We start from the raw sequence: 21,300 nt of genomic DNA, 5'->3' as shown, positions 1-21,300 counted from the left end.
CCTAGCGCGCCCCGACGTAATCCCATGGCGCCGACCGCACGGCGTTGCTACCTGATTCTGCGAATGGCATGACCGATCCGCTGTTGCTCACCCCATCGCATTCGCGCGCGGAAGCGGCGATCTTCGCGTCGCTGCTCGCACCGAACGCGAGCCCGGAGCGCATCGCGCGCCTCGGACTCTCCGGCGCCGCGCTCGCGGGCTTGCTGCGTCGCCATTTTTCCCCGGTGGCCGCCGGCTGGCAGACGCTGAGTGCGTCGCTGCCGACGCCCGCGTGGGCGTCGCACGCCATCTTCGTCATGGAGATGCGCGAGATGTTGCGCCGCCGCGCCGATCCGATCCTGCATCCCGCCGATGCGGCCGACATGGCGACCGTGCTCGCCACCGCGTGCCTGCGGCCCGACCATCTGTGGCGAGATCTCGGCCTCACTTCGCGCGACGATGTCACGGCTTTGCTCACGCATTTCTTCCCGTCGCTCGTCGTCGAAAATACGGCGAATCTGCGCTGGAAGCGCTTCCTTGCCGAAGCCTGCGCGCGCGCCTACGGGCGCGAACCCGCTCCCGCGCCGGGATGTCCCGGCTGCGAGGCGTACGGCGAGTGCTTTTCACATCTGCGTCAGACGAGCGCGCCCGCCGATCCCGACGCGATGTCCCGCGAGCGCTGATCGCGCTCGGACTCGCCCGCAAAGTCTCTCGGAAGTGTCTCGAAGCGCCTCGGAAGTCCCCCTGAAAACTGCCCGTTGCACGGCGCGATTCATTCAGCGCTGCTAGCATGTCATTTTGGCTCGCGGGCCCCATCTTCCGAGGAGTTTTTCGATGTCGATTTCTCTCTATCGCGCCACGATCCCTGTCTATCTGCGCGGCCTGACCGTCATGGCCGACTACATCAAGACGGCACGAGCGCATTGTGAGGCGTCCGGCCTCGATGCCGACACGATTCTCAAGGCGAAGCTCGCGCCGGACATGCTCGACTTCATCGGCCAGATCCAGCGCGCGAGCGATACGTCGAAGTTCGCCGTGGCCCGTCTGACCGGCACCGAGTCGCCGCGGTTCGAAGACAACGAGACGACGTTCGACCAGTTGCGCGATCGCATCGCGAACACCGAGGCGTACGTTGCCGGGATTCTGGAAGATCGTTTCGAAGGGGCCGAAGCGCGCAGCATCACGCTGAAGTTCAAGGAGTACCAGACCACGATGGGCGCGATCGACTACCTGCTGAAATTCGCGCTGCCGAACTTCTATTTCCACCTGACGACCGCGCACGACATCCTGCGCGCGCAGGGCGTGAAAGTTGGCAAGGCCGATTACCTGGGGCCGTACGAGATGGAGAAGATCTGAGCGCGAGGTGCACCGAGCCCGACGATGGTCGGGCGGGTGCCGCACAGATATCGTCGCGTGCCGGATACGCCGGCCTCCGCTACGGGCGCTCGACACGCTTCGATAGGTCTTGATGCACCGCGGTGCACCATGCTGCACGCGCGTCAGCGGGTCGCGATCGGCAAGTACATGCGCAACTCGTCCACGAACTCGTTGCCCACGCGCATGGCGCCGGGTTCGCGGCCGATTTCGACGAAGCCTGACGATTGATACAGTGCGATGGCGGGACGATTGTCGGCGCTCACCTGTAGCGTGACGTGGCGCAGACCCGGTTGCGAGCGCGCCAGCGCGAGCGCCGCGTCGACGAGCGCACGGCCGACGCCGCGTCTCATCGCGTCGGGGTGCACGTACATCCCCCACAGGGAGCCGACGTGGGCGAACTTGGGGCGCTTCTGGCGCGCCAGCCCGACGGTGCCGATCAGCCGTCCCGTCTCGTCGAACGCGCCGAATATACCGGCGTCGGGGCGCACTTCCAGCCACTCGCGCACGCGCTCGATCGGCCAGTCCTTCTCCTCCTCGTAGCTCGACCCGAACGCTTGCGGGTAGGCTTGCAGCCCGGACAGCCGCAACGCTTGAAAGGCGAGCGCGTCGGCCGGCACCAGGCGCCTCACATCCACGGCGGCGGTAGCGATGCTCATGGCAGGCGCGGCTCCATCATGGCCAGCACGGTACGTGCGGCCTCCTCCGAGGAGGCAGGATTCTGACCCGTCACGAGCCGGCCGTCGCCGACCACATGCGACTGCCAGTTTTCCGCTTTCTCGTACAGCCCGCCGAGTCGCTTGAACTCGTCCTCGACGAGAAACGGCACCACGTCGGTCAGACCGACCGCGGCTTCTTCATCGTTGGAAAAGCCGGTGACGTGACGCCCGCGCACGAGCGGCTCGCCGTTCGCGGCGCGCACCTGTCGCAGTACACCCGGCGCATGGCAGACGAAGCCGATGGGCTTGCCCGCACGCTCGAAGGTTTCGATCAGGCGAATGGAGTTCGGATCCTGCGCCAGATCCCACAGTGGGCCGTGCCCGCCAGGATAGAAAAGCGCGTCGTAGTCATCGGCCTTGACGTCGGCCAGCTTGAGCGTATTGGCGAGCGCCTTCTGCGCATCGGGATCTTCGCGGAAGCGGCGTGTCGCGTCCGTCTGGGCGTCGGGCTCGTCGCTCTTCGGATCGAGCGGCGGCTGGCCGCCGGCAGGCGATGCCAGCGTGACGCCAAGCCCTTCGTCGATGAACACGTAATAGGGGGCGGCGAACTCCTCGAGCCAGAAGCCGGTCTTCTTGCCCGTGTCGCCGAGGCGGTCGTGCGAGGTCAGCACCATCAGGATGTTCATGAAACGTCTCCCTGTCGAATCGGCCATGCGAGTCATTCTACCTGTCATGCAGGTCACTCGCAGATGACAGACGGCGGCGTAGCGGGTTCCCATCGGCGGCGCTCGCCGGCACCCGCTTGTGAGAGATATTCACAGGAAAGCGCAATCGAATTCGATTTGCGCGCCGACAGGCGTCCGCTATGCTGGTGCGGATGCGGGCGTAGCCCGCTGTCATCGATCGACGCGAACCACTGAACGTGCCGATATCGGCAGCAACATTCGCTGCCACTCACAGGAGCGACACATGCAACTGATTGGAATGCTGGATTCCCCATACGTGCGTCGCACGGCCATTTGCCTCAAGCTGCTCGGGCTGCCGTACACGCATCGCGCGCTCTCGGTCTTTCGCACGTTCGACGAATTCGCGACGATCAATCCCGTCGTCAAGGCGCCGACGCTCATCACCGACGACGGCACGGTGCTCATGGACTCCACACTGATCCTGCAATATCTGGAATCGCTGGTCGATCCCGGTCAGCGTCTGGTGCCCGTCGATCCGGCCGCGCATTTGCGCGCGCTGCGGCTCACGGGGCTGGCGCTGGCCGCGTGCGAGAAGTCGGTGCAGCTCGTGTACGAGCGGGAGTTGCGTCCGAGCGAGAAGCGGCATGCGCCCTGGACGGATCGGGTGCGCACGCAGGTGCATGCGGCGTTTCATGCGCTGGAACGCGAACTCGCGCAGGTGCCGATCGTGGCCACACCGGACCAGATCGGCGAGCATGGCGTGACGGTGGCTGTGGCGTGGCGCTTTCATCAACTGCTGCTGCCGGAGGTCGACTTCGGCAGCGAGTTTCCGGAGCTCGCCAGCTTTTCGGCGCGAGCGGAGGCGCTGCCCGCATTCCGCGAGACGCCGCCGCTCTGAAATCCGCGAAGTGACCGTCGCGGCGCGTACGGGTACCGGACGGTCCAGCCGTCCGGCCGCCACTCAGTTCTTGAGACGGTAGCCCGTCTTGAACATCCAGGCCACGACGGCGAGGAAGACAGCGAGGAACACGAGCGTCATGCCCAGGCTCACTTCGACGCTCACATCCGCCAGTCCATAGAAGCTCCAGCGGAAACCGCTGATCAAGTACACGACCGGATTGAACAGCGTGACGGTGCGCCAGAATGGCGGCAGGATATGCGTCGAGTAGAAGCTGCCGCCGAGGAAGGTGAGCGGCGTGATGATGAGCAGGGGCACGAGCTGCAGCTTCTCGAAGCCATCGGCCCAGATGCCGATGATGAAGCCGAGCAGGCTGAACGTGACCGCCGTCAGTACCAGGAACAGCACCATCCACAGCGGATGCTCGATGCGCAGCGGCACGAACAGCGCGGCCGTGCCCAGCATGATCACGCCGAGAATGATCGACTTCGTCGCCGCGGCCCCCACATAAGCCACCACGATTTCCATGTACGACACGGGGGCCGAGAGCAGCTCGTAGATGGTGCCGGTAAAGCGCGGGAAGTAGATGCCGAACGAGGCATTCGAGACGCTCTGCGTGAGCAGCGAGAGCATGATGAGGCCCGGCACGATGAACGCGCCATACGGCACGCCCTCGATCTCCGGAATGCGCGAGCCGATGGCCGCGCCGAACACTACGAAATAGAGCGAGGTCGAGATGACCGGCGAGATGATGCTTTGCATCAGCGTACGACGCGTGCGCGCCATCTCGAAATTGTAGATCGCCTTGACGGCGTAGAAATTCATGGCGCGGCTCATCCTTCTTTCTTGTGCACGAGCGAGACGAAGATGTCTTCGAGCGAGCTCTGCGTCGTGTTCAGATCCTTCACCGAAATGCCGGCGCGCTCCGCGTCGCGCAGCAGGGCGGCGATGGACGTCTGTTCGATGTTGGCGTCGTAGGAGAACACCAGTTCGTGGCCGGCGTTGCCGAGCGTGAGGCCGTATGCGGCGAGCGACTCGGGCACGCTCGTGAGCGGCTCGGCGACGTGCAGCGTGAGCTGCTTGCTGCCCAGACGGCGCATGAGCTCCGTCTTCTCCTGCACGAGGGTGATCTGGCCGCCAGTGATGATGCCCACGCGATCGGCCATTTCCTCGGCCTCTTCGATGTAGTGCGTGGTGAGGATCACGGTCACGCCCGTCTCGCGCAGCGACTGGACGAGACGCCACATGTCGCGGCGCAGTTCGACGTCCACGCCGGCGGTCGGCTCGTCGAGGAACAGCACGCGTGGCTCGTGCGAGAGCGCCTTGGCGATGAGCACACGCCGCTTCATACCGCCCGAGAGCTGCATGATGCGGTTGTCCTTTTTCTCCCACAGCGAGAGCGAGCGCAGCACCTTTTCGATGTGCGCCGGATTCGCCGGCTTGCCGAACAGGCCGCGCGAGAAGGAGACGGTGGCCCACACGGACTCGAACGAATCGGTGGTCAGCTCCTGCGGTACGAGGCCGATGGCTTCACGCGCGGCACGGTAGTCCGTGACGATGTCGTGACCGTCGACGGTGATCGTGCCCGAGGTCGGACGCACGATGCCGCAAATGGTGCTGATGAGGGTCGTTTTGCCGGCGCCGTTCGGGCCGAGCAGGGCGAAGATCTCGCCGCGCTGGATGTCCAGGTTGATGTTCTTGAGCGCCTGGAAGCCGGTCGCGTACGTCTTCGACAGATTCTGGATTGAGATCACGGATGGCATGGCGGCGACGATAGCACAGGCTTGGCTGATGTGTTGGACAGGTGTTGTACCGACGGTGAACGGGCGCGATCGGGCATTGGACCCTTGCAGGCCGGGCGCCGCGCAGGGGCGGCCAAGGACGGCCGAAGACAACCAAAGACGGGCGAAGGTCGGGCAATGAGCGACAGGCAGTCGGACGGCGATCTAACGCCGGGCGGACACAGGGGCAATTCGCGGACTGCCAGTCCGCGATGTGCCCCGGTATCCACCCGCCACGCTACGACAGAACGTACGTGCGTGGCCGGGCGTCAGCCCTTCGGCATTTCCTGCGGCACGATCACCATCCACTGCATGCCGAAGCGGTCCTTGACCATGCCGAACGTCTTGGCAAAGAAGGTCGGTCCCAGCGGCATCGTGACCGAGCCGCCGTCGGCGAGCGCATTGAAAGCCTTCTCGGCGGCGCCGGCGTCCGGGAAGTCCACCGACAGCGAGAAGCCGTCGAATTTCGGCTTGCCGCTCACGCTGCCGTCCGAGACCATCAGCATCGTTTCGCCGATGGTGATCTCGCCGTGCATGATCTTCTGCTCGCTGCCCGGCGGGATCATGCCCTCGGGGCACCCCTGCGGGCTTTCGCCGTAGCGCATGAGCATGCCCGGCCTGGCGCCCAGCGCCTTCTTGTAGAACTCGATCGCTTCTTCGCAACGGCCTTCGAAAAACAGATAGGAATGGACTTGCATGGAACGCTCCTCAATATGTCTGGAAAAGGGGGAAATCCGGCGCCCCCCGGTCAACCTGCGGGTGAAACGCGACGCCGTCGGGACGACCGGCGCGACAACGTGATGCGACTACCTGATGTGTGGTGCGACAGGCAATACGACGGGTGATGCGATGAGGATGCCGACGGCGTCAGGGCGCGAACGTCATGGGCACCGACGCGTGCTCGTGCACCACGCGCCAACGGCCCTGCGACTTGCGGTATGCGACGGTCGCGCGCACGGTCGCGCCATGCGTCTGGCCGTCCGGGCCGGTATTGCGTACGACATTCACGCTGTGGCTGAACGCCAGTTCGCCGGCGCGCTCGAGATGCCATTGCGTGACTTCGAAGTGGATCGGCCCCACGGTGTGGCCGAACCAGCCTTCGAGCAGGCGGCGATAGGCGTCATGGCCGCGATGCTCGGTGGGTGGCATCACGTCGAACACCACCACATCGGGATCGTAGTGCTCGAGCAGGGTGCCGACCTGCTTGTTGCGCACGGCGTCGAGCCATGCCGCGTTGATCGCACGAATTGCGGCTTCGTCGCCGTGTGCGGGATACGTCTCAACCATAGTGCCTCCTGATGCAAAACGAGCGACCATCGATGGGGACTGCAACAGCGACGACTTTCACGGCGCCTCCGGCGCGGCCCCGCAACGCCACATCAGCGCCCATCGCAATGCTCTCCAGGGCGATCTGCCGAGTTCTGGTGCGATGCCGCTTGTCTTTGTGGACAACGTCCACAAACAATAGCAGACATAATGGACACTGTCCACAAGGAGTTGTAATGTCAGAACAGGAAGTCACGACCAGGTCGGCGCGCACGACGTATCGCCATGGCGATCTGCGCCGGGCGCTGCTGGAAGCGGGGGTGGCGCTGGCGCGCGACGGCGGGCCGGATGCCGTGGTTCTGCGCGAGGCCACGCGCCGGGCCGGGGTCGTTCCGAATGCCGCGTACCGGCACTTCGCGAATCGTCAGGATCTGCTCGACGCCGTGCGCTCGGCGGCGCTGGCGGAGCTGGCGGTGTCGATCGAGCGCGAGCTCTCGGCGTTGATCGCGATGCCTTCGCTCGACAGGGTGGCGCTCGCGCGGGCGCGCATGCGGGCGGTGGGCATTGGCTATCTTCATTTCGCACGCGCCGAGCCGGGGCTGTTCCGCACGGCGTTCGCGCCATCGGAGAATGTGCGCTCACCGGCCGATCCGGCCAAGGCCGGGGCAAGCGGGCTCAATCCGTTCGAACTGCTCGGGGCGGCGCTCGACGGCATGCTCGCCGCCGGCATCATCGGTCCGGCGCAACGGCCCGGCGCCGAGTATCTGGCCTGGGCGGCCGTGCACGGGCTGTCGGTGCTGGTGATCGACGGTCCATTACGCGACTTGCCCGACGATCAGGTCGACGTCCTTGGGCAACGGCTCGTCGCGATGGTCGAGCGTGGGCTGGCGCAGTGAGGGGGCGATGATGCCGATGATGGTGCAACGGTGGTGCACTCGCCGCTTCACAGTGGCGTCAAGCGCGGCGTGAGCAGGTCGGCCAGCCAGTTCATGAACGCTTGTACGCGGCGAGGCAGATGACGCCGGTTCGCGTACAGCAGCGTGACGGCCAGCGGCTCGGCCTGATACCCCGGCAGCACCTCGCGCAGCGTTCCGTCGGCCAGATGCGCACGCACGCCGCTCTCGGGCGCCTGAATCAGTCCCAGCCCGGCCAGGCACGCCGCCTGGTACGCGTCGGCATTGTTCACCGTGAGCACGCCTTCCATGGGCCACTGCGCGTAGCGCTCGCCATCGAAGTACTCCCAACCCGTGGGGCGTGTGCCGAGCGTGGTCGTGTAGTGAATCAACTGATGGCGGTTCAGGTCTTCGAGCGTTTCCGGCACGCCATAACGGGCGAGATATGCCCGACTCGCCACGTTGATCTGCCGCATGTGGCCCAGCGGCCGGGCGATCAGCGTCGAGTCGACGATGGCGCCCGCTCGCAGCACGCAATCGAAGCCCTCGCGCACGAGATCGACGCGCCGGTCGGTGCTCGACAACTCCACCTGCAGCGCCGGATGCTGCGCCAGAAATGCCGGCAACTGCGGAATGACCGTCGTGCGCGCGAGCGTCGCGGGCAGATCGACACGCAGACGGCCCGTGAGCGCTTCGTCACGCGCCACGAACATCGTCTCCCACTCCTCCATGTCGGCGAGCAGATCCTTGCATCGCTCGAGACACGCCCGTCCGTCCTGCGTGAGCTGCACGCGCCGCGTGGTCCGGTGCAGCAGGCGCGTGCCCAGCCTGGTTTCGAGTTGCTTGATGGCGTTGGAGACGCTCGCACGCGGTAGGCCGAGGCTGTCCGCCGCCTGCGTGAAGCTGCCGGTTTCGGTTACGCGGACGAAGATGCGCATGGCGTCGAGTTGATGCATGGCGGGTCGCGATCGGTCGTTCGATTGTTATCGAGATTTGATCAGTGTAATTAAATTCAACTGATTTATTGGTGAAATTCGTTGCAATAGCATGTTGAACCTACCGAGACGTCCGATGTTGACGCGACGGCAAGACGTGACGCATCGATGGGCGCAGACGCCGGTCGATGCGTCGTTCGACGGGGTCGATGCCCACGTGGCAAGGCCCGATGCTTACAGGAGAATCACCATGACTCGCAAGATCGTTCTCATCACTGGGGGTAGCCGTGGTCTGGGCCGTGCGTCGGCGTTGGCGGCGGCACGTCGCGGCATCGACGTCATCCTCACCTACCGCAGCCAGCGCGCCGAAGCGGACGCCGTCGTCGCCGAAATCGGCAAGCTCGGTGCGAATGCCGTGGCGCTGCCGCTCGACGTCGCCGATTCCACGCAGTTCGCGCCGTTTGCGGCGGAGATCCGGCGCGTGCTGCACGAAGTGTGGAAGCGCGACACGTTCGACTTTCTGCTCAATAACGCCGGCACCGGCCTGCATGCCGCGTTTGCCGAGACGAGCGAAGCACAGTTCGACGAGCTCGTGCGCGTGCATCTGAAAGGGCCATATTTCCTCACGCAGGCATTGCTGCCGCTGATCGCCGACGGCGGCCGCATTCTGAACGTGTCGAGCGGTCTCGCGCGATTCTCGCTGCCGGGTGCATCGGCCTACGCCATGATGAAGGGCGGCGTCGAAGTGTTCTCGCGCTATCTCGCGAAGGAACTGGGTGCACGCGGCATTCGCGCCAACACGGTCGCGCCGGGCGCGATTGCCACCGACTTCAACGGCGGCACGGTGCGCGACAACCAGGGCGTGAACCGGATGGTCGCCGCGAACACGGCACTCGGCCGTGTGGGCGAAGCGGACGACATCGGCGGCATGGTGGCGTCGCTGCTGGCCGACGAGACGGGCTGGATCAATGCGCAACGCATCGAGGCGTCGGGCGGCATGTTCATCTAACGTGGCGCCTGCCCCGCCGCAGGATCCCCGACACCGTCGGGCGTTCGCGTCGCTCAGCGAGACGCGCGGCGCGAGCGCATCGATCCGGACCAGGCGACGGCGCCGACGATGCACACGCCGCCGATCGCCATCTTCAACGTGGGCGACGCGCCGAACAGCACCCAGGCAAACGCGATGGCGTAGACCGGTTCGAGCGCGATCACGACCGCTGCCTGACTCGCCTTGACGGTGCGCAGCGCGTGGATGAAAAGCGTGTAGGCGAGGGCAGTGCACACGACGCCGAGGCACGCGAGCCATCCCCATTGCACGGCAGGCAGCGCGATCGCTTCACGCCAGGCGAAGGGGGCGAGCACGAGCACGATGCCCAGGCATTGCCACCAACTCGCCTGAAGCGGCGACGCCTGCGCGCCGAGCACGCGGTTGGACAGCGCGATCACCGCGTAGATGGCGCCGGAGAGCACGCCCCACGCGAGGCCGACGGTTGCGCCCGCCTGCCAGTCGAAGGCCGGCGTCACGAGCGCGAGCCCGAGGCACACGAGGCCGATGACGCCGAGGTCGCCCAACGTGGGGCGTTCCCGGCGCAGCGGCCATTCGAGCAGGATCACGAATGCGGGAAAGCAGGCGAAGCCGAGCGTGCCGACGGCGACGCCCCCCGCCTTGATGGCGAGGAAGAACGCGAGCCAGTGCGCGGCGAGCAGCACACCGGCCGTGACGAGCCGCAGGGCGGCGCTTGCCGGCAGGCCGCGCCACGGCGCACCGCCCGACAGGCGTGTCGCGCCGCGCAGGCCCATGAGCCCGGCCATGGCGATGACCGTGAGCGCGAACCAGGAAAAGAGCCCGCGCCCGAATACGATCACGGTGCTGGAGGCGGCGATGTGCTCGCCGAACAGCGCCGAGGCGCCGAACAGCATGGCGGCGACGTGCAGCGCGATCTGATGGCTGGCGCCGCCGTGCGGCGATTGCGTGCGTGCGACGGCGGACGACGCAGTCTCAGGCATCGCTCGCCGCGTCGGGCACCGGCACGGCCGTGGTGTACATGACCTGCTTGAGCGCGAAGCTCGACCGGATGTTGCGGATGCCCGGAATGCGCGACAGGCGATCGGTGATCAATGTCTCGTAGGCGCTCATGTCGCTCACCATGACGCGCAGCAGATAGTCGGCATCGCCCGACATCAGGTAACACTCCATGACGTTCGGCAATGCGGTGACGGCGGCTTCGAAGGCATCGAGGCCGTCGCGATTCTGATTTTCGAGAGTGACGTGGATGAAGACGTTGATGTGCAGCCCGAGACGGGACGGATCGAGCAGCGTCACGCGCTGTCGGATGTAGCCCGCGGCCTCGAGCGCCTTGACGCGCGCGAGGCACGGCGACGGGGACAGGTGCACCCGCGAAGCGAGTTCCACGTTGGTGAGGCGGGCGTCGGCTTGCAGCTCCCGCAGTATCTTCAGATCAATGGCGTCGAGTTCCATACCACATTGCGCTCGAGCCCTGGATAAGGGCCGGCGTTCCAGTCAATTGGCCGCTCGGTCGGCGACAGTGCCGCAATACTAGCCTATTTGGCCGTTCGCCAATTGTCTCGTGCGGCAAGGTCTCCGGTAGATGACAGGTTTCCTGATAACTGGTGCGTAATCCGAGCTTCACTTTCGCCCATCGCCAAACCCTTATCGGTACCTGCCAACCGCCGGAGTTCCCGTCAACTGCGACGTCTTCTATGCGATCAGAACCGATGGCGCAGCCCCGCGAGCACGGCCACCTGATTTTTCACGCCGGCGCCGGCCGGGCCGAACGCATTGATCGCGGCCACCGTCGCATCGCCCGCGGCACGCTGATAGATCACGGACGCATGCAGGTCGGTGCGCTTGGAGAAGTAATAGGCCGCCCCCGCGTCGATCTGATGCCAGCGCGGGCGCGTGCCCGAGGCGAAGGACGTCGCGCCCGCGCCGGTGTAGCCCGAAGCATCGGTGAAGATGTAGCCGATGCCCGCCATGATCGCCGGCGTGAACTGGTAGCGCGTGTTGATTTCGTAGTTGTCCACGCGCATGTTCTGTCCGTTCTGGTAGCGCAGCCGCGTATCGGTGAAGACGGCGCTCACGCGCGCATTGCCGAAGCTGTAGCTGCCGGCAACGCCGATCACATCCTGGCGCGAGACGAAGCCCGAGTTGAAGAACAGGCTGGTCGACAACGTGTATTCGTCGCCGATCGCGCCGCCCGGGTTGGTCGATGTGGCCGCCGACGCCGACGGATTGCTCAGATGCAGGAAGCTCGCCGCCGCGGCGATCGGCCCGCGCTGAAACTGGATGCCGAGACCGAGCGCGCGGTTGTTCGCGAAGCCGTTGCCGGCCGAGCTGGCGCTCTGGTTGCTGAATGCATACAGCGCGCCCAGCGTCAGGCCGGCCATCGGCGAGTATTCGTACTTGACCGACTGGTTCAGGCGGAACGTCGAGAAGGTATTGTCGACGTCGCCCACGTGCGCGCCGTAGATACTGCCGAACTGCGTCCACGATTCGAACGGCGACAGATAGACGAAGCCGAATTCGTATTGGCGCCCGAAGGTGAGCGTGCCCCAGCGCGGATTCGACAGACCGGCGAAGGCCTGCCGGCCGAACATGCGTCCGCCTTGCCCGAGCGCGCCGTTGATGCCGCTGAAACCGTTCTCGAGCGTGAAGATGGCCTTGGTGCCGTCGCCGAGATCCTCGCTGCCCGTCAGACCGAAGCGGTCGCCGCTGCCGAAGCCGGTCGCCAGACCCACGCGGCTCGCGCCTTTGGCGCCCACGCTCGAGGCGACATTGTTCGTGTAGCCGATGCCGTTGTCGATGATGCCGTAGAGCTGCACCGAGCTTTGTGCGAGCGCCGGCAGCGGGCTTGGGCCGAGGCTTGCCGCGATGAAGGCCGCCGCGGCGACGCGAAATGGCGTGCAAGCAAGGCGCGCGTTGCGTTTGCGTGAGGACGAGAAGGGCCGTCCCACGCGCAGAGGGCGTTGGATCATGTTGTCTCCTGTTTGTCTTGTAACGAGCGGGTGTTGTGTCGTGTGCCTGAGCGATCCACGAACGCGCGTCAGTTTTTTGCCGCGGCCGAGGCCGTCGATGCCGACGGCTCGTCCGCGCCGCCCTGCGCATCGCCATGACGCGTCGTGCGCCCGAGCACGAGGGCGAGCAGTACGACGACGGCGACGGGCACGGCGGCCGCCACGAACAGCGTGGAGACCGGCAGCGACAGCGAGAGCAGCAGGCCGCCGATCATCGGCCCCGAGATCGAGCCGACCTTGGCCACGCCGATGGCGGTGCCCGTGCCCTTGCCCCGGATCGCGCTCGGGTAGACCGTCGGCGCCACGGCGTTGAGCCCCGACTGTGTGCCGGCCACGCAGAACCCTACGAGGAACACCACGGCGGTCAGCAGCATCGCCGGCATGCCGCTGCCGAGCAGCGCGACGAGCGGGCATCCGACGAGCGGCAGGAACACGATCATGCGCGCGCCGTAGCGGTCGATGAATCGCATCAGGGCGAGCCCGCCGGCCGTGCCGCCGATGGAGAACATGGCCGAGACCAGGGCGGCTTGCCTGGCCGGCACGCCGACGGCTTCCACGAGAATCGGCAGCCAGTTCTGCAGCGCGAACAGGGCCATCGAGTTGGCGATGTAGGCAAGCCACAGCACCGGCGTGAGCGTGCGCAGGCGTCCCTCGAACAGCATCGCCCAACGGAACGGCGCGGGCGCGGGTTCGTCGCCGACATAGAAGCGCGTGGACAGGTCGACGTCGGCCGTTGGATCGATCTTGCGCACGAGCCGGACGACCTCGGCGGGACGCCAGCCCTTGAGCACGAGAAAGCGCAGCGACTCGGGCATCACCACCGCCAGCACGGCGGCCACCGCGAGTGGCGCGATCCCGCCGATGAGGAAAATGGCCTGCCATCCGTACGGGCCGACGAGCACGGCGGCGACGGCGCCCCCAAGGCTCGCGCCAAGCGTGTAGCCGGTAAACATCAGCGTCACCCAGGTCGCGCGCAGCCGCTTGGGTGCGAACTCCGAGATCAGCACGAACGCATTGGGCACCGCGCCGCCGATGCCTATCCCGGCGAGAAAGCGCAGGATCAGCAGATGGTCGATGGTGGTCGCCTCGACCGTCACGAGCGTGAGCACGCCGTACCAGAGCGCCCCCCAAAGCAGGGCGCGCTTGCGCCCGTAACGATCGCCGAGAATGCCGAACAGGATCGAGCCGACCATGATCCCGAACACGTTGATGCCGAAGGCCGGGCCGAGCGCGGCGCGCGGAATCTGCCAGTCGCGCACGAGCGACGGCGCGGCGTAGGCGAGGGCGGTGAGCTCGTAGCCGTCGGTGAGCATCAGAATCCAGGCGCAGAAGATCGTCAGAAATGCGAAGCGCCCGGGCTTTTGTGCGTCGATGAGACGCGAAATATCCATCGATTGCAGCGTTGCCATGTCTCCTCCATATGCCGGATCGCCCGTAAGCGCCGGCTTCAGGAAGCCGGGTGGCCGCGTATCTTCGTGCGGCCTGCCCGGCAAGTTTCAATACGTCGTTACTTCGCTACGTCATGACGTCATTACGACGTCCTGCCGCGATGCTCGCGCCGCGTCACGACAAATGCGGCGGGTCGATCCGCTCGACGTTGTCCGCGATGCGACGGCGCAGCTCCGCGCGGTCGATATCGTGAACGCTGCCCGTATCTGCCAGATCGAGCGCGTGCGCCGCCGCGGCGCCCATCGCGATGCACGGCCCCATCACGCGCACGCTCGACAGCGCGCTCGCGTCGGCGTCGATGCAGCGGCCGGCGGCGACCACGTTGTCGGCGTCCGCCGCGAGCAGGCTGCCCAGCGGCACGGTGTGCAGATGGTCGTCGCCGAACGGTTGCCACACGTAGCCCTCCGGACGGTCGTGCAGTTCGATCGGCCACGAGGTGCGCGCCACCGCGTCGGGGAACTGTCTGGCCGAGATCACTTCGTCGGACGTCAACGTGTGGGTGCCGACGATCCAGCGCGTTTGCCGGATGCCCGGCAGCCCGTAGCTGCGAATGCGCGCGTTGCGATAGACCTCGGGGTATTCCGCCTTGAGGAATTCGAAGGAGCGGTCCGCCTGATCGCGGCCGACGAGCGCCGTGTGGGAAGCGGCCACCGGCTCGAGCGGCGTTTCGATGTGCGTCATGTTCGCGATGCCGATGTTGCGGCCGCGGAAATAGAACACGAGTCCGTCCTTGCGCTCCAGGCCGTAGGCGTTCGCGCGGCTCGCCACGCGTTCCTTGAACTCGACCGGCGTCGGCGCGTGCGTTTCGTCGAGCCCTTCGAGCACGACCATTTGCGTGCCGTGCACGGGCGTGGCCGGCTCGCGGCACGACAGCCCGGCGTTCCAGGCGAGCGCCGCGTCGCCGCTGGCGTCGACGAAGCCCTTGGCGTCGACGTGCACGTCGCCGTAGCGCGTGGCGAGCGTCACGCGTTGCACGCGGCGGCCCTCCGTGGCGACGTGGCCGATGACGGCGCCGAGGATCACGGTGACGCCCGCTTCGAGAATCTTCCGCTCGATCCAGCGCGACAGCGCGACTTCGTCATACAGCACCACGGTCGTGAGCGGGCCTTCCTTGTAGTGCAGCGCGCCTTGCGCGCCGAGGTCGCGCAGGATGCCGTCGGCAATCCCGTGCGTGACCTGAAAGCGCTTCGGTCCGTTCGAGAACAAGCCGCAGAAGGTGCCGATGATCGAGTTGACGGCCTGGCCGCCGAGTGCGGGCAGGCTGTCGACGAGCACGACCTTGCGGCCGAGCGCGGCCGCTTCGAGGGCGGCCGAAGTGCCCGAGATGCCCGCGCCGACGATGCAGATGTCGGCGTCGACGTGCCACGCAGGCGTGTGGGTCGCGCGGCGTACCACGCGAATATTGGTGTCCAAGGGTCTCTCCAGTGAAAACTAGGTCAGGGAAGGGGTTGCGACGCGCCGGGTCACTTCGACCACGCCGCGATCGGCGTCGACGACCACCCAGTCACCTGTCTGGATGAGCGAGAGCGGATCGCGATCGAAGTCGGTCAGCGCGGGGGCGTGCGTGACGACGGCGCCGAGCGCCATCTTGGTCGTCATCTCGTTGAACAGCATGGCAATGGGCGCGGTGCCGGCCAGCCGTGCGATGTGGAACTGGCTCGACCATCCCGACGAGCCTTTCGCGCCGGGGAACACCAGCACCTTGCCGGCGAAGCTCACGCCGCGAAGTTCGTGGCGCGTCTCGATGACCGTGCCGGTGCGCGGGTCGATACCGCCCCAGCCGGAGATGCGATCGCGCGTGACGAGCGCTTCGCCCTCGGCGCGGCCGCCGACGACGTGCCGGCCATGCAGCACGAAGGTCTGCGTCTCGCGAGTGCCGGAAGTTTGCGAGGCGTCCTGTGGCTTGATCTGCGTTGTGGTGCTCATGCCAGCGCTCCTGTCCAGCGACCGCTGACGGCGGCCGAAATGCACTCGGCGGTGGTGCCGCACCATGCCTGAATGTTCATGATGGCCGGCAGGTAATGCGCCTGCTTGGCCGAGTCGACGGCGGCCACGCGCGTTCCCTTGGGCATGACGCGTCCGAGCGCGGAGCACGTGTCGCTCATCAGGTGCGCACCGGCCGCTTCGATGATTCGCGTGTAGCCCGCCTGGTCCGCCAGTTGCCGTGTGGCGCGCGGCGTGAAGATCCACAGTTCGGTGTTCTCGTGCACCTTCTGGCCTTCGAGCAGTTGGCAGACTTCCCAGATCTGTTCGATGGAGTAGTGTGGGCAGCCGAGCATCACGAAGTCGACGTCGCGATCGCGCGCGGTGGTGTTCACGTGCTCGTAGGCGAGACGTCGTTCGGCGGGGCCGTAGCGCAGCGTCTGGCGCGGCTTGCGCGGGCCCAACGCTTCGTCGAGCGTGCGCGCCTCGGGCGTCATGCCGACGATGTGATACATCTCGACGCCGCCGGAGGACGCGGCCGCGGCGCCGAAGTGCTTCAAGCGCGGCAGGTTGGCCGGCCCGTGAATGCCCTGCACCACGGGAATGCCCTCCGAGACGACTTCGCCGACGTAATAGCCGAGCAGTCCCCATTCGAAGACGTTGTCGATCGGCACGTCCACCTGCACGAGGTCGGTGCCGTAGCGGTTCTCCGTGAGGTGCAGGCCCCAGTACGGGATCTTGCCGGTGACCATGGCGGCGCCCGCGCTCTCGCGTCCTTCGGCGTTGCTGCGCGCGCCGAGCACCGCGTTGATGTACACCACGGCCGACGATTCCATCCAGGCGCAATGCTCGCCGCGCACGGGCACGTTGCCGACTTGGTAGGGGGCGCACGTGTGCAGCGGTTGCACGCCGAGCCGGCCGGCGTACGCCTCTCCCGCGCGATACAGCTTGACGACTTCCGGCGCAATGCCCTGTCGCTCGGCGTGCTCGGGATCGAAGCCCTGCTGGAGATGGCTGCTGTAGGCCTTCATCGGCGGCACGGGCACGACTTCGGCGCTGTCCAGGTTGAACTCGGAGAACACGGCGTCGAGATCGAGCGCGCCGCCGCGCGTGCCGAAGTCACGCAGGAACGGCGTGGTGGCGCCCAGCGTGCCGCACACGTTGTTGGTGTCGACGAGGCGCTCGGCACCGAGCGCCTCGCCATAGCGCACCAGCAGATCCATGGCCTTTTGTACGGCGGGGCCTTGGGCGCCGTCGAGCATGGCTTGCTCGTCGGAGGTCAATTGCATGAGAGGAAACTCCTTGGTGAAGACCGATGACGGGGGCGAAATTAGCGTGGGTCGTGGACGTCCAGGCGTCTCAGGCATCGAGCGTGGTGGCGCGTCGCAACTCGCGGCGCTGCGAGAGATCGAAGCGCCGGCCGCGATGCAACGTGCAGCGGTTGTCCCACATCACCAGATCGCCGGGCTGCCACGTGTGTCGATAGACGAACGCCGGCTGCGTGGCGTGCTCGAGCAGATCGAGCAGCAACATGCGGCCTTCGGCGAGCGTCATGTCGAGAATGCGACTCGCATGCGCGCCGATGAAGAGCGACGACCGCCCGCCCGGATGCCGGCGCACCAGCGGCCAGACCGTCGGTGGAATCGCGGCGCGCTGCGCGTCGTCGTACTCGGTGTCGCCGAGAAAGAAGCGCGAGTGCAGGGCATCGTGCTCGGCCTCCAGTTCGCGCAGCGACGCCTGCTGATCGGCCGGCAACGCTTCGAACGCGGCACGCATGTCGGCGAACTCCGTCTCTCCGCCCACGGGCGGCACCACCACGGCGTAGAGCATCGAGTAGCGGGCCGAGGGGCGCTGGAACGAACTGTCGCTGTGCCACAACTGGTTGGCGATGTTGCCGACGATGCGGCGATGCTCGCGACTGGCGATCGCGCCGCTCTCGTCGAGATTGGAGATGTCGGCGAGCGTGTCGTGGCCGAGGCGGTTGTGCGGCCTGGCCACGCGCTTGAAGCCGACGTCGAGCGGGCCGAGCGCGCTGGCGAAGTCGAGCTGCTGCCGCGGCGTGAGCGACTGCCCGCGAAACACGAGCACGCCGTAGCGCGTCATCGCGTCGTCGATGGCGCGCGCGGTGTCGGGGCCAACTGGCGCCGCGGTATCGAAGTCGTGCACGAGGCCGACGAAGTCGGCGGGCGTCGGGCTCGCGTTCGCCGTCGACGCGCGCATCGCAGTGACGTGAAGCATGTTGTCTCCTGTGGAATGTTCTGTGGGTGACGCTGGTGCACTTACGCGGACCTGGCGGGATGCGGCGCGGCGTCTTCCGGCTCGCCGCCGTCGTGGCGATGGAGCATGCCGAGTGCGAAGGCGAAGATCGCCACAAGGCCGACCGGCACGGCGCCGAAGTAGAACAGCGCGCTGACGGGCCAGTGAAGCGAGAGCAGGGCGCCGCCGATGACCGGGCCCGCGATGGCGCCGATCTTCTGAATGCCGACCGCCACGCCCACGCCCTTGGCGCGCAAGGCCGTGGGATAGACCATCGCCGCCACGGCGTTCAGGCCGAACTGCGCGCCGACGACGCAAAAGCCGATCATGAAGACCGCTGCGATCAGGGCGCTTTCCGGGATACCCGAGCCGAGGGCGGCCACGAGCGGGCAGCCGATCACCGGCAGCACCGCGACGATCAGCGCGCCACGCGTGTCGACGAAGCGCATCAACGCCAGCCCGCCGATGGTGCCGCCGACGGAAAAGGCGCTGGATACGAGTGCCGCACGCGCCGGCGGCACGCCGATGGCTTCGATGAGCATCGGCAGCCAGCTCACGAGGAAGAACAGCGCCATCGAGTTCGCCACGTAGACGGCCCACAGCATGGGGGTGATGCGCCGCAGTCGGCCGGCAAGGAGTTCCCGCAGACGGGCGTGCTGCGTGCCCGACGCCTCGCTGCCGACCACGTACCGCATCTGTGCGTTGAAGACCTTGCCGGGATGAAGCCGCGCGGCGACGCGGGCGATCTCGTCGGCGCGGCGCCTCTTGAGCGCGAGAAAGCGGATCGACTCCGGCACCCAGAGCACCAGCATGACGGCGGCCAGCAACGGCCCCACCCCGCCGATGACGAAGATCGCCTGCCAGCCGAAGTGCGGAATCATCCACGCGGCGACCAAGCCGCCCAGACCGGTGCCCACGCTGTATCCCGTGTACATCAGCGTGACCCACGTGGCACGCAGGCGGCGCGGCGCGAATTCCGTCATGTACGCGATGGCGTTGGGCACGACGCCGCCGATGCCGACACCCGCGATGAAGCGCAGCACGAGCAGCGTGCGCAGGTCGCTCGCGAACACCACGGCCAGCGTGAACACGGCGAGAATGCTCGAACCGACGAGAATCGCGCGCTTGCGTCCGATCACGTCGCCCAGGTAACCGAGGACGAACGCCCCGAGCATCGTGCCGAAGACGAACGCACCGAACGCCGGGCCGAGCGCCCCGCGGTCGATGCCCCAGGCGCGGCCGATGGCCGGTGCGGCGAACGACAGGGCGCCGAGGTCGTAGCCCTCGGTGAGCATCATCAGCCCCATCAGAACGATGATGCGAATCGAGAAACCGCCGACCTTCTGTGTCTCGACGATCTGATCGACGTCGACCGCGGCCGGGGCGCTCATGCGTGTTCTCCGTCGTCGCTGCGACCGCTCAGCACGGCGCCCCGCGGCATCGACGAGACGTTCTCGCGATACAGCTTCAGCCAGCCGCGTTGGGCGCTGGCCGCCGGTGCGCGCCACTGTTCGCGGCGCTCGGCCCATTGCGCCTCGTCGAGCAACGCATCGCAGCGTCGCGTATCGAGATCGATGACGATGGTGTCGCCATCGCGCACGAGCGCCAGCGGGCCGCCGGTGGCGGCTTCGGGAGCGATCTCCGCCACCACGAGCCCCTTGCACACGAGCCCGGAGAGATGGCCGTCGGTGAGCAGTGCGACCGACTCGCTCAGTCCGGCGCCGTCGATGGCGAACACCACGCGCGACGCGCCGCCGCCCATGGCCGGGCCGCCGCACACGCCTGCTCCGCGCATCACTACCACGTGACCCGGACGAATGTCGCCGCGACGCAGCGCCTCGATGGCGGCGTCCGACGTATCGAAGCAAAGCGCCGAGCCTTCGAAGCGACGCGCCTTGTCGGGCGAGATGCCGAACTTCACGATGCCCGCTTCCGGCGCGAGGTTGCCGCGCAGCAACACGATGGCCGGGCGCGACGCGAAGGGGCGCTCGATCGGGCGGATCACGTCGTCGTCGTGAATCGGCGCGTCCTGCACGTTCTGCGCCATGGTCGTGCCACTGACGGTGAGCGCATCGCCGTGCAGCCACGGCAGCAGACGGCGCAGTACGCCGCGTGAGCCGCCGGCGGCGTCGAACGCCTCGATGGTGTCCTCGCCGACGGGGCGGATGCCCGTGAGCACGGGAATCCGGTCGGCCAGCGATTCGAACAGGTGATAGACGTCGACGTCGCACTGCGCTTCGGCGGCGACTGCCTGCAGGTGCTTGACGCTGTTGATCGAGCCGCCCACGGCGAGCACCGCCATGGCGGCGTTGGCAAACGCGCCGGGGGTGAGAATCCGGCGCGGCGTGAGATCGGCCTCGACCATCTCGACGATACGCTTGCCTGCCTCGCGCACCGTCTCGAACATCCGCGCGCTGTTGGCCGCCACCGGCGTGCTGCCGGGCAGCGCCATGCCGAGGGCTTCGCACACGAGGTGCATCGAGTTCGCCGTGCCGAGGCCCGAGCACACGCCCGGTCCGCGGATGGCGTTGCGGCTCATGCCGACGAGTTCATCGACCGGCAGGTCGCCGGTCACGACGTGCATGGCGCCGACGAACACGTCTTCGATATCGACGTGCTTGCCGCGATATTCGCCGCTCGCCTGGTAACCGCAGGCGACGATGAGGCTGGGGATGTCGAGTCGGGCGGCGGCCATCAACTGACCGGGCACGGTCTTGTCGCACGAGGCGAGGCATACCATGCCGTCGAGCAGCGCGCCTTCGACGGCGACTTCGATGTCGTTGGTAACGAGATCGCGGGCCGACAGGATGTAGGCGCCGCGTGCACCAGCGCCGGTAATGAAGTCGCTCGGCGCGGCCGTGCGAATCTCGAAGGGCAGGGCGCCGGCGGCTCGGATGGCTTCCTTGAGGGCGGCGGCCACGCCATCGAGATGGCTGAAGCAACTGGCGAGTTCGGAAGACGAGTTGACGATGGCGATCTTCGGTTTTTCGAGATCTTCTTCGGCGATGCCGAGGGCGCGCCACTGAGCGGCACGCACCGCCCACAGATAGGAACCACGGGGGAAATTGCTTCGCAAACGACGAGGCATGGTTGTCTCACTCCAACGTTTTTTTGGTGAAAAACGCCGTCCCGGACGCACTCTTCGGGGCCTCTCGAAGACGGTGAC

At 66.8% G+C, this 21,300-nt stretch carries 22 protein-coding genes; 5 read left to right on the top strand and 17 right to left on the bottom strand.

Translation table 11 applies throughout. The features are described from left to right. Nucleotides 1–68 precede the first annotated feature (68 nt). Both RO07_RS18020 and RO07_RS18015 read left to right on the top strand, forming a co-directional pair. A complete protein-coding gene (locus RO07_RS18020) occupies nucleotides 69–662 on the top strand; it encodes a nitrogen fixation protein NifQ (protein ID WP_052266697.1) in 594 nt (197 codons plus the stop codon). A gap of 151 nt (nucleotides 663–813) precedes the next feature. After that, nucleotides 814–1,335 (top strand): DUF1993 domain-containing protein, encoded by a 522-nt coding sequence (locus RO07_RS18015; RefSeq protein WP_039404594.1) that lies wholly within the window; start codon nucleotides 814–816, stop codon nucleotides 1,333–1,335. Nucleotides 1,336–1,478: 143 nt separating this feature from the next. Here RO07_RS18015 and RO07_RS18010 read toward each other — a convergent pair whose 3' ends face one another. Continuing rightward, the gene (locus RO07_RS18010) at nucleotides 1,479–2,012 is read right to left on the bottom strand and encodes a GNAT family N-acetyltransferase (RefSeq protein ID WP_084072681.1); all 534 of its coding nucleotides are present in this window, start codon (nucleotides 2,010–2,012) and stop codon (nucleotides 1,479–1,481) included. Beyond that, the gene (locus RO07_RS18005) at nucleotides 2,009–2,698 is read right to left on the bottom strand and encodes a type 1 glutamine amidotransferase domain-containing protein (RefSeq protein WP_039404592.1); all 690 of its coding nucleotides are present in this window, start codon (nucleotides 2,696–2,698) and stop codon (nucleotides 2,009–2,011) included. Before RO07_RS18005 ends, RO07_RS18010 begins: the two co-directional genes overlap by 4 nt. 283 nt (nucleotides 2,699–2,981) lie before the next feature. Between RO07_RS18005 and RO07_RS18000 the strand changes: the two genes are divergently transcribed. Continuing rightward, a complete protein-coding gene (locus tag RO07_RS18000) occupies nucleotides 2,982–3,596 on the top strand; it encodes a glutathione S-transferase (protein ID WP_039404590.1) in 615 nt (204 codons plus the stop codon). Between the two features lie 63 nt (nucleotides 3,597–3,659). On the opposite strand, the gene RO07_RS17995 is transcribed toward RO07_RS18000, so the two are convergent. The 4 genes from RO07_RS17995 to RO07_RS17980 form a co-directional block, all read right to left on the bottom strand. Continuing rightward, nucleotides 3,660–4,421 carry an ABC transporter permease gene (locus RO07_RS17995; RefSeq protein ID WP_039412755.1) on the bottom strand — a complete coding sequence of 254 codons (762 nt, stop codon included), beginning with the start codon at nucleotides 4,419–4,421 and terminating at the stop codon, nucleotides 3,660–3,662. Between the two features lie 8 nt (nucleotides 4,422–4,429). Next, nucleotides 4,430–5,359, bottom strand: coding sequence for an ABC transporter ATP-binding protein (locus RO07_RS17990; RefSeq protein WP_039404587.1), 930 nt, complete (start codon nucleotides 5,357–5,359; stop codon nucleotides 4,430–4,432). 287 nt (nucleotides 5,360–5,646) lie between these two features. Further along, nucleotides 5,647–6,075 carry a VOC family protein gene (locus RO07_RS17985; protein ID WP_039404584.1) on the bottom strand — a complete coding sequence of 143 codons (429 nt, stop codon included), beginning with the start codon at nucleotides 6,073–6,075 and terminating at the stop codon, nucleotides 5,647–5,649. Nucleotides 6,076–6,244: 169 nt separating this feature from the next. Continuing rightward, the gene (locus RO07_RS17980; RefSeq protein ID WP_039404581.1) at nucleotides 6,245–6,664 is read right to left on the bottom strand and encodes a YybH family protein; all 420 of its coding nucleotides are present in this window, start codon (nucleotides 6,662–6,664) and stop codon (nucleotides 6,245–6,247) included. Between the two features lie 215 nt (nucleotides 6,665–6,879). Between RO07_RS17980 and RO07_RS17975 the strand changes: the two genes are divergently transcribed. Further along, nucleotides 6,880–7,539, top strand: a complete 660-nt coding sequence (locus tag RO07_RS17975) for a TetR/AcrR family transcriptional regulator (protein ID WP_039404580.1) — start codon at nucleotides 6,880–6,882, stop codon at nucleotides 7,537–7,539. A 47-nt stretch (nucleotides 7,540–7,586) separates the two neighbouring features. On the opposite strand, the gene RO07_RS17970 is transcribed toward RO07_RS17975, so the two are convergent. Further along, nucleotides 7,587–8,492 (bottom strand): LysR family transcriptional regulator, encoded by a 906-nt coding sequence (locus tag RO07_RS17970; RefSeq protein WP_039404575.1) that lies wholly within the window; start codon nucleotides 8,490–8,492, stop codon nucleotides 7,587–7,589. Nucleotides 8,493–8,721: 229 nt separating this feature from the next. Between RO07_RS17970 and RO07_RS17965 the strand changes: the two genes are divergently transcribed. Beyond that, entirely contained in the window at nucleotides 8,722–9,480 is a 759-nt protein-coding gene (locus tag RO07_RS17965) for an SDR family NAD(P)-dependent oxidoreductase (RefSeq protein WP_039412752.1), read from the top strand. Nucleotides 9,481–9,533: 53 nt separating this feature from the next. Here the strand turns inward: RO07_RS17965 and RO07_RS17960 are convergent, their stop codons facing one another. From RO07_RS17960 to ilvD, 10 genes are all read right to left on the bottom strand, one after another. Next, nucleotides 9,534–10,478, bottom strand: coding sequence for a DMT family transporter (locus RO07_RS17960; RefSeq protein ID WP_084072680.1), 945 nt, complete (start codon nucleotides 10,476–10,478; stop codon nucleotides 9,534–9,536). After that, nucleotides 10,471–10,950 carry an Lrp/AsnC family transcriptional regulator gene (locus tag RO07_RS17955; RefSeq protein ID WP_039404572.1) on the bottom strand — a complete coding sequence of 160 codons (480 nt, stop codon included), beginning with the start codon at nucleotides 10,948–10,950 and terminating at the stop codon, nucleotides 10,471–10,473. Before RO07_RS17955 ends, RO07_RS17960 begins: the two co-directional genes overlap by 8 nt. Before the next feature lie 248 nt (nucleotides 10,951–11,198). Then, on the bottom strand, nucleotides 11,199–12,467 hold the full coding sequence (locus tag RO07_RS17950; RefSeq protein WP_084072679.1) for a porin: 1,269 nt from the start codon (nucleotides 12,465–12,467) through the stop codon (nucleotides 11,199–11,201). 68 nt (nucleotides 12,468–12,535) lie between these two features. Continuing rightward, nucleotides 12,536–13,915 (bottom strand): MFS transporter, encoded by a 1,380-nt coding sequence (locus tag RO07_RS17945; protein WP_039404570.1) that lies wholly within the window; start codon nucleotides 13,913–13,915, stop codon nucleotides 12,536–12,538. A 154-nt stretch (nucleotides 13,916–14,069) separates the two neighbouring features. Continuing rightward, a complete protein-coding gene (locus tag RO07_RS17940) occupies nucleotides 14,070–15,368 on the bottom strand; it encodes an FAD-dependent oxidoreductase (RefSeq protein WP_039404567.1) in 1,299 nt (432 codons plus the stop codon). Between the two features lie 18 nt (nucleotides 15,369–15,386). Beyond that, nucleotides 15,387–15,881 carry an aconitase X swivel domain-containing protein gene (locus RO07_RS17935; protein ID WP_052266696.1) on the bottom strand — a complete coding sequence of 165 codons (495 nt, stop codon included), beginning with the start codon at nucleotides 15,879–15,881 and terminating at the stop codon, nucleotides 15,387–15,389. After that, complete coding sequence (locus RO07_RS17930) at nucleotides 15,878–17,167, bottom strand: aconitase X (protein WP_039404563.1); 1,290 nt, start codon at nucleotides 17,165–17,167, stop codon at nucleotides 15,878–15,880. The genes RO07_RS17935 and RO07_RS17930 overlap by 4 nt, the downstream gene beginning before the upstream one ends. 70 nt (nucleotides 17,168–17,237) lie before the next feature. After that, nucleotides 17,238–18,116 (bottom strand): TauD/TfdA dioxygenase family protein, encoded by an 879-nt coding sequence (locus RO07_RS17925; protein WP_237171287.1) that lies wholly within the window; start codon nucleotides 18,114–18,116, stop codon nucleotides 17,238–17,240. A 41-nt stretch (nucleotides 18,117–18,157) separates the two neighbouring features. Further along, nucleotides 18,158–19,525, bottom strand: coding sequence for an MFS transporter (locus RO07_RS17920; RefSeq protein WP_039404561.1), 1,368 nt, complete (start codon nucleotides 19,523–19,525; stop codon nucleotides 18,158–18,160). Next, the gene (gene ilvD, locus RO07_RS17915) at nucleotides 19,522–21,222 is read right to left on the bottom strand and encodes a dihydroxy-acid dehydratase (protein WP_039404559.1); all 1,701 of its coding nucleotides are present in this window, start codon (nucleotides 21,220–21,222) and stop codon (nucleotides 19,522–19,524) included. The genes RO07_RS17920 and ilvD overlap by 4 nt, the downstream gene beginning before the upstream one ends. Nucleotides 21,223–21,300 lie beyond the last annotated feature (78 nt).

Source organism: Pandoraea pulmonicola, from assembly GCF_000815105.2.
Taxonomy (GTDB): Bacteria; Pseudomonadota; Gammaproteobacteria; order Burkholderiales; family Burkholderiaceae; genus Pandoraea; species Pandoraea pulmonicola.
The sequence above is the reverse complement of the archived record's forward strand: the minus strand, read 5'-3'. Positions and strand labels throughout refer to the sequence as shown.